The organism is Frankia sp. CgJB1 (assembly GCF_977947065.1).
The window spans coordinates 1-10,718 of sequence record NZ_CDWTNB010000139.1; the positions used below are offsets into that span (position 1 = coordinate 1).

Below are 10,718 nucleotides of genomic sequence, written 5' to 3' on the forward strand. Positions count from 1 at the left end.
AGCGTTTTTGGAAGGGCGGCAAAGCCTCCCGGCCGGAAGAGCTTGGACGGACTATCGCCCAGCGGATGAACGATGTGGATGAACGATTCGGAGGTGGCGGGATGACGTCCATAGCCGCGGGAGCCGCGGGCAAGCCGCCGGTGAGCGGTGAGCCAGCCGAGGGTGCGTTCGACCACCCCTCGTCCCGGCAGGGCCAGGGCCCCGGAGATTTTCCGGCCGGGGTTCTCCCGGGCGGTCTCGTCTCCCGGGCGGTCTCGACGGTGGCCTTCAGGATGGTCCATGACCCCCGCGGGCCAGACCCCGCCCCGCGACGCGCCCTGGACCCTGGCGGTCACGCCCTTGTCCTTCCACCGGTCGAAGAAGCCGCAGACCGCCCGCCACGCCGGGAAGCCCGCCGGCAGCGCCCGCCACACGATCCCGTTGCAGGCCACGTACCGGAAGGCGCCCACGATGCCCCGGCGAGGGCCCGCCCCGGGCCGGCCGCCCCTCGGCACCGGCGGCAACACCGCTTCGGCAACCACCCACCCGGCGTCGCCCAGACCCGACCAGTACCGGTATGTACCTACCACGGCCAGCCCCCGCCGCCCTCACCCCCACCCCAACCCCACCAACATCCACACCAGCCTTCCATCGCGCTCCGTACACACAAGAAGATCTAAAACAGACTCTGACCGAATGGACCGAATGGGTTGTCCTCCTGCCAATCCGGCAGGGACCGGATTGGCAGGAGGCACAGATAAAGATGGATGCCTCGCTGATCACCATCTACTCTCGGCGGGAAAGATACCCGACGAACCGGGTACCCATGGCTCGACCGAGCGACCACACGATGGCAGAAGACCTTGATCCTTACGTTAATCAGCGAGTTTCGACCGAGCTGATTCGCGGAGCGGTCGCGCGGAGGATGCCCATCGAGGTCCACGGTGTGTACCCGGCCCATTTCACTTTGGTTGCCACGGCGTTGGGTCGACGGGTGCAACAGCCGCTCGGCTCGAATCAGCAGCCAGACAAGATACTTAACGGCGTGCGGCCCGAACTGTTCAAAGCACACGATCCTTACGGCCGGGAGGTGCTATGTATAGCGGTGCCTCCAGGACGTGACTACGTGATTCACTACGCCAGCCTTGTCGCACACGTGATGAACCGGTATACTCGCCATACCGAGCAGTTGCTGCGGGTGTGGTATTATCCGGATGCGGAGCATTCAATCGCCGAATGGACGGGGATTAATGAATCGCTCGTCAACGGTGCTGAAACTGTCGTATTCGGCAAGATTGAATTGCTTTCCGACATTCTTAGTGATGCTGGTTATTACCGTATCGGACATCAGGAGAAATCGTATTATGTTGCCTCGACCTTCAGTCGACCAAGGGGCCGGCGAATCACCTTGCTGGGAGTGCGGTTCAGTTACTGGGGATCTATCGGTGGCCGGCTGGCGCGGCAATGCTGCAAATTGGGTGTCCGCGAGATCATTTATGTAGGGAAGTTGGGGGCGCTCGACGAACCGAAGGATATCTACAACAGACTTTTCGTGCCCTCGCGATACGGGTTGCTCTCCGGCGTACGGGTGCGCCAGATATCGGACGGGCCGCCGAACCTGCTTCTCGATCGAGTTCCGGCGCTGGACAGTGGCCTCCATATATCGGTGCCGACGGTGCTGGAGGAGAATCACGCCCAGCGTGAGGTCGCGCGACTGCTAGGCGCACGGACGATAGACAACGAGCTGGCACAGATGGCATTGGCTGTACACGAGTGGAATATCGACACTGGCGGATCGGTGTCATTCAGCGGGCTGCATTATGCGACAGATTACTTGCGCTGCCACGAGGAAACCGACGTCAAAGTAGCGCACTCGCTTGCTTCGGGCCGTGACCTTGAAGCTCGCCGTAAACGTCGATGCGTGGAGCGCTTCATCGGCCATTGCCTAGGCAGTTACTTCGCAGACAAGGCGGTGGCCGAGAAATGACCGGTTTCACGACGTCGGACCAGTGGTACCTCGACCCGCGGCTAAGCAGCTTGGCCGCTCCTGAACGGTGCTCCCATCCCCGCAATGTTTTGGACCTCTCGCGCAACGAACTGATCCACCCAGCGCTCGATCCGTTGATGGCCACGGTGCTGCAGAAAATTCCACCGACGGCCGCGACCAGATACCCGATCTACTCAGAACTCATCACCGAACTGGCCGATGTTGTGGACTGCTCTCCTGAGGAATTGGAGATCTTCCCCGGATCCGACGACGCGATAGGAGTGATCATCGACGCGTGTGCCGCCAGACCAGGCTCCTTGATCCTGCAGGATCCCACCTATCCGGCCTACCGGTATCACGCCCAACTGCGAGGCATCAACGTTCTTCCTTGGCTGCCGCGGCCCGGCGAGCTGTCCTTCGTGGTGGACGACGCCATGCGGGCGATGGAACGCAGGCCGTCGACCGTCCTCGTCGTGACGGACCCGCACGGCATGCTGGGCAGGTCCCTCGACGAAGAGGCCATGATGGCCCTTGCCGCGGTGGCCGATCATCATGGAAATCTGCTCGTGATCGATGAATGTTATCAAGCCTTTCGTGGGGAAGACAGACCCCGGCACTTCTGCGGATGTGACAACGTGGTACGGATCGGATCGTTTTCCAAGAGTGCCGGGCTGGCCGGGATGCGTCTAGGTTACGCCATCGGCGCGCCATCGATTGTAGAGTACCTCCGCAAATGGGGTCGGGCTCGCGCTGTGTCCGGCGTTACTGCCTGGGTGGCACTTGAAATGTGCCGTAACCACAAGAAGGAGCTCGACTCGATCCGGAAAGACATCGTCGACGGGCGCGAGTGGCTTGCCGGCCAGGTGGCCGGCATGGAGAAAGGCATTTCGCCGTTGCCAAGTGACGCCAACTTTCTCACCGTGGATGTCGGCGAACCGGACGATGCACGCTGTCTCAAAGAGCATCTCATCAGGAAAGGCGTGATTGTCCGTTCTCATGCAGATTGCGTAGGCTTCGCGTCACTACTTCAGTTCACCGCCGCGCCGATATCCCTGCTGCATCAAGTTGTCCAGGCGCTGACGGATTTTGACGCCATACAATAAATGCGATCACGGAAGGTATCCGATGATAAGGGAAACCGTCGCCGCCGCATACAAGGACTATGTTCGCGAGACCTGGGCACAAGGAGATTACGCTAAACTTGCCACACGCGTAATGCCGATCGCTGAACACCTGTGCCAGAGCGCTGACATTCAACCCGGCAAGGCTGTGCTGGACGCCGTGACCGGATATCGCTATCGCGGAAGCACGCCGGGTACTGCGGCCCGGGGGTGTCGTGGGGCTAGCCGGATTCACGCCTGGAAGCTACTTTGGCCAGGTCGAGGAGATTATCAAGGCTTATCGACCGCTGCCGGACGGTGTTCCGGAGCGCAACGACTGGGCCAACGAAGCAGTGGCCATCACCCGGCTCGAACAACACTTCACCGACGTGATGACATTCACCGCGACCGTCTCGTGGAACTTCGCGTCCGCTGGGGCTGCCACAGAGTTCTTATTCACCAACTCCGCGTCCCATATCGCGGCCTGCAGTGGTCTAGGAATTCGTAATGAAGTAATTAATGCAAGCCAATATGCGTCTTCGCAGGTCACGGGCTCACGAGGACCCCGAAGTGAACAAGTTATTTCATTCCGAATCCTAGATCCTGCACAGGTGGACAAGATCACCGCCGAGGTCGAACGGCTCACCACAAGGTCATCGATGACATCTGACGGCATTCGTATCGACCTGGAGTACATGATTCTGCTCGGAAAGGTCCCGGCGTGACTACGACCCCCCGAACACCCGTACTGAACATCAACTTCATGTCGCCGGAGGTGGTCGCCGACCCGTTTCCGGTCTATGAACGAATCCGGTTGCTCGGCAGGTGTGTTTATAACGGATTGGCCGACGTGTGGATGGTGACTGGATACGATGACGCAGTGGCGATTCTCGGGGATCCCTCCCGTTACTCCTCGCGAGTACTCGCCGATGAGAAATTCGGACCGTGGTACGACGGTGCAGCCACCATGCTGGGCAGCGATCCACCTGACCACGACCGGCTACGTTCCGTGCTGCGCCACTGCTTCACAGTACGCGCCGTGGCGCGCTGGGAGCCGCTCGTCCGCGCCACTGTCGAGGATGTGTTCGCCGCTCTGCGGGAGCCACTACGCGACGGGGAACCCATTGACGTGCTCACTGGCGTGGCGTTCCCACTCGCCGCCCTGGTCACCTGCAGGATCCTGGGCGTCCCGGAGTCGGACAGCAGCCAGGTCATTCGATGGACACAGGAGATGGCCGTCGGCAGCGTTGCCGCGGTGTTGGCGGACACCGAGCCAACGGCCGCGGCACTCTACCGAAATGCGGTGAGCGCGGGGATGGCGTTGGCAGACTATACCCGCAGCAGACTGGCCAGTGAGGCGCCGGCCGAGGACAGCCTGCTAGCGCACCTGCTGGCAGCCCACCGCACGGGAACCCTGACCAGACCGGAGGTCGTAGCCGCCTGTGTACTACTCCTTATGGCGAGTACCGAGACCACGGCCAAGCTGATCGCCAACGCGATTGTTCTGATCGCCGCGCATCACGACCAGCGCCGTGCTCTGCTTGCCGACCGCTCACTCACCGGAGCTGCCGTGGAGGAGGTTATCCGGTTCAGTGGACCGGCGCAGTTCGACCCCAGAACGGTGACCGAGGATACCGCGATCGGTGCGGTCTCCCTGTTGCCCGGCGAAACCGTCTGGGTCTTGACCGCTGCGGCAGGCCGCGATCCCATCCGCTTCCCCCATCCAGAGCGGTTCGATATTACTCGCTCACCCAATCGGCACCTCGGATTCGGTCATGGAATCCATTTGTGTCTCGGCGCTCCGCTCGCACGCGTCGAGGCACGCCTGGCTCTGGAGCAGTTGCTATCGTTCGTTCCTGACTACGTCGTCACCACCATCGACTATGGACAGTCTTTTTTCGTACGCGGTCCAGTACGCCTGGAGATCGCACGCACCAGACCGGATTAGTGACCATGCCAGAGCTGTTCGAAACGAAGATCCGATGTGCCGGCTTGACTGAGGTTCGGAAGCGGCTGACCGACGCGGGTGGGTCTCTCGATACATTCGTGCATCAACGCGATACCTACTTCCAGGTACCGGTCGGTTGGCTCAAACTTCGGGTGTCCGTAGACGCCGCACAACTGGTCGCATACCACCGACATCAGGGGCCCGACCGGCGGTGCATATACATCACAACCGACGTCACCGATACCGATTCGTGCAGGAACGTCTTTGGGGCTTTGCTGGGAGTGCTGGTCGACGTGGTCAAGACCCGGGAGGAATGGAGACTCGACTCGACTATCGTTCATCTTGACGAGGTTGTCGGACTAGGCGCGTTCGTTGAGCTCGAAACAGCCGTTATACCTGGCATGCAGGCCGATATTATTCATCGGCGACACCGACGATCACTCGCTTTGGAGGCCGAACCCGACATCCCCATGTCCTACGCCGATCTGCTACTGGGTCTGTCGCATTAGAATTCGTAATGAAGTAATTAATGCAAGCCAATATGCGTCTTCGCAGGTCACGGGCTCGCAAGGACCCCGAAGTGAACAAGTTATTTCATTCCGAATCCTTAGCTTGATTTGCCAACCTTTCATTCGCCCATCCGAACATGGCCATAACGGTAGAAGACAGAGATAGGATCGGGGTTATGGAATCGGCCCGGGAAAAAATAGGCCAGTCTCTTATAGATGAGACTCTGAGCAGTGAGAGTTTGATCGAGATGCAGCGGCGTATGCTGCGTATTCGACACTTCGATGAGCGTGCTATTGAGTTGCAGGCGAAGGGTTTGCTTCCTGGATGGCTTCATACGTCGATCGGGCATGAGGCCGCGGCTGTTGGGGCGTGTATGGCTCTTCGCGGCGATGACTATATGATCGGCTATCATCGGTCGCACGGCCATTTGATCGGTAAAGGTTCGCAACTTGGTCCGTTGATGGCTGAGCTCCTTGGGAAGTCAACAGGAGTCTGCCGGGGCAAGGGTGGGTCGTTGCATCTGACGGATTTCTCGGTGGGCAGCCTTGGTGAGTCGGGGATTGTTGGTGGGAGTTTGCCGATTGCGGTTGGAGCAGGATTGAGCGCGAAGATGCGCGAGACAGGTTAGGTATGTTTGAGATTTTTTGGTGATGGCGCTGCGAACGCTGGTCCGTTTCACGAGGCGTTGAATCTGGCGGCGATTTGGGCTGTGCCGACGGTTTTTCTCTGCGAGAACAATGGTTATGCGGTAACGTCCCCAATTCAGGAGGTTATGGCAGTGGAGAATGTCGCCGACCGGGCGGCGGCCTATGCGATGCCGGGCGCCTGCGTTGATGGTCAGGATGTGCTGGCGGTGTATGCGGCGGTTTCGGCGGCGGCGGCGCGTGCTCGTTCCGGAGGCGGGCCGAGCCTGGTTGATGCGAAGACGTATCGCTTCCGTGAGCACGTCGAGGTCGTCGACTCGCAAGGGAGCTTGCCGCGCTACCGCTCGCCAGAGGAGGTGGAGGAGTGGCGGGCGCTGGATCCGATCGTGTTGTTCCGGGAAGAGCTCTGTAGCCGTGGGGTACTGACTGGCGAGGATGCTGTGCACCTGGAAGCCGAGGTGGCCAGGGAGATGGAGGGAGCTATCCGTTTTGCCCAGGAAAGCCCACTTCCCGAGTCCGGTGAGGCGTTCGAGGACGTGGAGGACGTGTTCGTCAACCCGATTGCGATCAGGAGCCGGTGATGGGCACTGAGGTGCGGGAAACGACACAGCTGACGTATTTCGATGCGACTCTTGCGGCGATTGCTGAGAAGATGCGCCACGATCCGTCGGTGTTCTTTATGGCTCAGGATTTGCGGGCCAACCTGTATGGCCGTTTCCCTGTTGATGAGTTCGGTAAGGAGCGTATTCGGAATCTACCGATCTCGGAAGCGGCTTCCGTCGGTGTCGGCGTGGGGGCAGCATTGACAGGTATCCGTCCGGTGATCGATATGGCGTGCTCGACATTTCTGTACTCGGCGATGGATCAGATAGTGAATCAGGCGGCGAAGATCCGCTATATGTCGGGTGGGCAGGCGAAGGTACCGCTACTGCTGCTTGTGCCAGTCTTCTATGGTAATTCGGAAGCCGCCCATCACGCGGATCGTCCGTTCGCGCTGTTCGCCAACAGCCCGGGCTTGAAGATCGTCGCTCCGAGCACTCCGTACGACATGAAGGGGCTGACAACGGCAGCGATTCGTGAGGACGATCCGGTGCTGCTGTTCAGGGACGCTACGCTGTTCGAAATGCGGGGCCCGGTCCCGGATGAAGACTACGTGATTCCACTTGGCTCGGCGGATATAAAGCGTGAGGGGACTGACGTGACGGTGGTTGCGATCGCCGGTGCTGTCAGAGTCGCTCTTGCTGCTGCGCAGAGGCTTGAGACAGAGGGGATCTCGGTCGAGGTCGTCGACCCGCGCTCGCTCGTTCCATTGGATTACGAGACGATCAACGCTTCGGTTGAGAAAACTGGCCGGGTCGTCGTCGTCGATCCGGCACCCCGCACCTGCAGCTTCGCGAGCGAGCTTGTCGCCTCGCTCGCCGAGGAGCGCTTCTGGCGGCTGATGGCGGCTCCGGTACGAGTGACGGCTGCAGATGTACCGACACCGTTTAGACCGCCCCTTGAGCGGCAGACACTGCTTGACGTCGAGCAGGTAGCGCAAGCGGTACGCCGTGTCGTCTCGGAGAAGCTGGTAGGCAGATGACGCGGTCGCGTTCGCGGTGGACGAGAATCCTCAACGACCTCGTGTCATCTCTGCCTCGACGCCTTTCGCGCTGACCGAATGTCGTCTGTGCTCGTGAGCACTGTCTTGAGAGGGAGCCCAATGGAACTGCCGGCCCGTTCGGTGGAGGAGTGATGCTTGTTCAGCTTCGTCACGAGACGCGCGATAACTCTTCCTTGCCCTGCAGCTCAGCCGCCACGCGACATCACGGAACGCTCACTCTATCGACGGGAGGCATGCCATGACGACGGATGACCCACATGGCGTCAAGAATCGCGGTCGGATCATCTGGACTATGGGGGACTACCAGCTGATCGCCGACCGGCAGCTACCCATTGCCGAAGCGCTGTGCGACTGGGCCGGAGTGCGGGCGGGCCAGCGAGTTGTCGACGTGGCCACCGCCACCGGGAACGTAGCGATGGCCGCGGGCCGACGGGGCGCGCTGGTCACCGCCGTCGACATCACGCCGCGGATGGTGGAGCTGGCCCGGGCCCGGGCCCAGGAGGCCGGGTTGGAGATCACCGTCCTCGAAGGCGATGCCGAGGACCTTCCCTTGTCGGACGCCAGCTGCGACGTGGCTCTCTCCGCCTGCGGCATCTGGTTCGCACCGCGACCCGACGCGGCCACCGCCGAGGTCCACCGAGTGCTGCGGCCCGGCGGCCAGGTTGGCCTGGCGAACTTCACCCCTACCGGGTTCATGGGCCGGCTCAACGCGATCATAAAGCGTCGCCTCCCCCTCCCCGAGAGCCTGCCCGAGCCCAATGAGTGGGGAGTGCGCGACGTCGTGCTCCCCAGGCTCACGCCCTACTTTCACGACATCGAGTGCATATCCGCGTGTATCAGGTACTCCTTCCCGACAGCGGCGGCCGCCGCGGACTTCTTCCTCCGTTACTCCCCGCCCCACGTCGCCGCCCTGATCTCGCTGGACCCACCGGCCGCGCGGGAATTGCGACAGGAGATCGAGAGCTGTTTCACTGAGGATTCCGTGGTGGCGGACCGGGTCGAGCTCGACGCTGAGTATCTGCTTGTACGGGCCCAGGCGCGCTGACCGGTCTACCATGGACATGGCGGGGTCAAATGGGCGTAGCAACGTCTCGATATGATGATCGCTTTGGCGTCGAGGGACTGGATGGTGGAGCCGAGGGACTGATGGTGGATGGGCCGGCGGGAGCAGTTGACAATCGAGGAGCGGGAGGTAATTTCCCGAGAGCTGGGTCGGAACCAATCGGCGCGGATCATCGCGAAGATGCTCGGCCGGCATCACTCGACGATTTCACGGGAGATCGAGCGTAACGGCGGCGAGGAAGCATACTGGGCGGCGGACGCGCAGGCGCGTTGTGACGCGGTGCGCGCGCGTCCGAAGGAACGCAAACTCGTCGCGTCGCCGCCGTTGCGCGACGAGGTCAACGCGGGCCTGGACGAGGAGTGGTCCCCGAAACGGATCAGCGAGAGACTGCGTAAGGAGTTCCCCGATGACGAGAGCATGCGCGTGTCCCACGAGACGATCTACAAGTGGAGTCGCCTGCAGGACGGTGGGGAACTGCGAACCGAGCTGGAGATCATGCTGCCCAAGGGCTGGACTGGGTGGGTCAACCAGTCGTGCAGCACTGTGACCAGGGGGCAGGATCGTCGGCATGGTCAACATCAGTGAGCGGCCGAAGGAGGCCACCGACCGTGCCGTGCCCGGGTTCCGGGAGGATGATCTCATTGAAGATCCACAGTGGCAGGCCGATCCGGTGCGGCCGGCCCGGCCCGTGGCGAGGATGGTGGGGTGCAGCGGGAGCAGCGTCGCGTGCGGGTCGAACAGTTTCGGCGTCTCGGTGACCGGGCCGGGATCGGAACAGGGGCCGGGGACCGGGCGGAGCTGGCCCGGATGCTGCGGGCGGCGCTCGGGGAGCGACCGACCACGGCCGGGTCGATGGTCGCTGGCACCAGTGTGGATCATGATCGAGCGGTCCGGCCCATGGTCGACGCCTCGGCCCGGCGCCGGGCCGAGTACTCCTCCGACGCCTCGAACTACCGGGTGCCACCCGCGGTCGTGGTGTTCCCCCGGGAGGTCGAGGACATCCTGGCAATCGTGGCGGTTTGCCGGTCCACCGCGACCCCGCTGACCACCCGGGGAGCGGGCACCTCCATCGCGGGCAACGCCGTGGGCCCCGGGGTGGTGATGGATCTCAGCCGCCACCTGCACCGCGTCATCTCCCTGGACCCGGCCGCCCGCACCGCGAGCGTGCAGCCCGGGGTCATCCTGGACAGCCTCCAGGCGGCGGCTGGCCGGCACGGGCTGCGATTCGGTCCGGATCCCTCCACCCATGCCCGCTGCACCATCGGCGGCATGATCGGCAACAACGCCTGCGGCGCACGGGCGATCGCCTACGGCCGGACCGCCGACAACATCGTCGACCTCGACGTGCTCGACGGCACGAGACGTCGGCTGCGGGTCGGCCCGGGTGGCTCCGGGCATCCGGCAGTCCCCGGGCTCGACGACCTCGTCCGGGCCAACCTGACGGTCCTGCGCACCGAACTCGGCAGGTTCCCCCGCCAGGTCTCCGGCTACTCGCTGGAGCACCTGCTGCCCGAACGCGGCGGCGACCTGGCGAAGGCACTGGTGGGCTCCGAGGGCACCTGCGTGGTCGTGCTCGGGGCGACCGTCCGCCTCGTCCCCCGACCGGCCGCGACCGCGATGGTCGTGCTGGGCTATCCGGACATGCCGGCCGCCGCGGACGCCGTGCCGCTGCTGTTCCCGCACGCTCCGCTGGCGGTGGAGGGCATGGACGCGCGCCTGGTCGACATCGTGCGCCGGCACCGGGGACCGCGGGCCGTACCGGAGCTTCCCGCCGGCACCGGCTGGCTGTTCGTCGAGGTCGGTGGGGCGAGCCCGGCGGAGACGCTCGCGGCCGGCCGGGCGTTGGCGGCCGCCGCGGGCACGAGGGCCACCCGGGTGCTGCCC

General features: G+C 62.8%; 10 protein-coding genes and 1 pseudogene. 10 read left to right on the plus strand and 1 reads right to left on the minus strand.

The window, feature by feature from the left end; genetic code table 11:
• The coding region (locus tag AC08OT_RS15080; protein WP_476602946.1) for a transposase at positions 1-569 on the minus strand (569 nt) is incomplete at its 3' end.
• A gap of 173 nt (positions 570-742) precedes the next feature.
• On the opposite strand from AC08OT_RS15080, the gene AC08OT_RS15085 reads away from it, so the two are divergent.
• The 10 genes and pseudogenes from AC08OT_RS15085 to AC08OT_RS15130 form a co-directional block, all read left to right on the plus strand.
• Complete coding sequence (locus AC08OT_RS15085; RefSeq protein ID WP_476602947.1) at positions 743-1,966, plus strand: hypothetical protein; 1,224 nt, start codon at positions 743-745, stop codon at positions 1,964-1,966.
• Positions 1,963-3,069 (plus strand): aminotransferase class I/II-fold pyridoxal phosphate-dependent enzyme, encoded by a 1,107-nt coding sequence (locus tag AC08OT_RS15090; protein WP_476602948.1) that lies wholly within the window; start codon positions 1,963-1,965, stop codon positions 3,067-3,069. The genes AC08OT_RS15085 and AC08OT_RS15090 overlap by 4 nt, the downstream gene beginning before the upstream one ends.
• 233 nt (positions 3,070-3,302) lie before the next feature.
• Positions 3,303-3,791 carry a hypothetical protein gene (locus tag AC08OT_RS15095; protein ID WP_476592251.1) on the plus strand — a complete coding sequence of 163 codons (489 nt, stop codon included), beginning with the start codon at positions 3,303-3,305 and terminating at the stop codon, positions 3,789-3,791.
• Positions 3,788-5,014 (plus strand): cytochrome P450, encoded by a 1,227-nt coding sequence (locus AC08OT_RS15100; RefSeq protein ID WP_476602949.1) that lies wholly within the window; start codon positions 3,788-3,790, stop codon positions 5,012-5,014. The genes AC08OT_RS15095 and AC08OT_RS15100 overlap by 4 nt, the downstream gene beginning before the upstream one ends.
• Positions 5,015-5,019: 5 nt before the next feature.
• A complete protein-coding gene (locus AC08OT_RS15105; RefSeq protein ID WP_476592253.1) occupies positions 5,020-5,523 on the plus strand; it encodes a class IV adenylate cyclase in 504 nt (167 codons plus the stop codon).
• A 260-nt stretch (positions 5,524-5,783) separates the two neighbouring features.
• Positions 5,784-6,749 (plus strand): annotated as a pseudogene (locus AC08OT_RS15110) (thiamine pyrophosphate-dependent dehydrogenase E1 component subunit alpha).
• A complete protein-coding gene (locus AC08OT_RS15115) occupies positions 6,749-7,750 on the plus strand; it encodes an alpha-ketoacid dehydrogenase subunit beta (RefSeq protein WP_476592254.1) in 1,002 nt (333 codons plus the stop codon). The pseudogene AC08OT_RS15110 and the gene AC08OT_RS15115 overlap by 1 nt, the downstream one beginning before the upstream one ends.
• Before the next feature lie 259 nt (positions 7,751-8,009).
• Complete coding sequence (locus tag AC08OT_RS15120) at positions 8,010-8,816, plus strand: class I SAM-dependent methyltransferase (RefSeq protein ID WP_476592255.1); 807 nt, start codon at positions 8,010-8,012, stop codon at positions 8,814-8,816.
• A 108-nt stretch (positions 8,817-8,924) separates the two neighbouring features.
• A complete protein-coding gene (locus tag AC08OT_RS15125; protein WP_476592256.1) occupies positions 8,925-9,419 on the plus strand; it encodes a transposase in 495 nt (164 codons plus the stop codon).
• Positions 9,420-9,641: 222 nt separating this feature from the next.
• On the plus strand, positions 9,642-10,718 hold a 1,077-nt coding region (locus AC08OT_RS15130; RefSeq protein ID WP_476602950.1), incomplete at its 3' end, for an FAD-binding oxidoreductase.

Bases quoted from the DNA above. Each gene is read 5' to 3' on its own strand.
- AC08OT_RS15085 (WP_476602947.1), top strand. From the start codon at position 743: ATGGATGCCTCGCTGATCACCATCTACTCTCGGCGGGAAAGATACCCG.
- AC08OT_RS15090 (WP_476602948.1), top strand. From the start codon at position 1,963: ATGACCGGTTTCACGACGTCGGACCAGTGGTACCTCGACCCGCGGCTA.
- AC08OT_RS15105 (WP_476592253.1), top strand. From the start codon at position 5,020: ATGCCAGAGCTGTTCGAAACGAAGATCCGATGTGCCGGCTTGACTGAG.
- AC08OT_RS15115 (WP_476592254.1), top strand. From the start codon at position 6,749: ATGGGCACTGAGGTGCGGGAAACGACACAGCTGACGTATTTCGATGCG.
- AC08OT_RS15120 (WP_476592255.1), top strand. From the start codon at position 8,010: ATGACGACGGATGACCCACATGGCGTCAAGAATCGCGGTCGGATCATC.
- AC08OT_RS15125 (WP_476592256.1), top strand. From the start codon at position 8,925: ATGGGCCGGCGGGAGCAGTTGACAATCGAGGAGCGGGAGGTAATTTCC.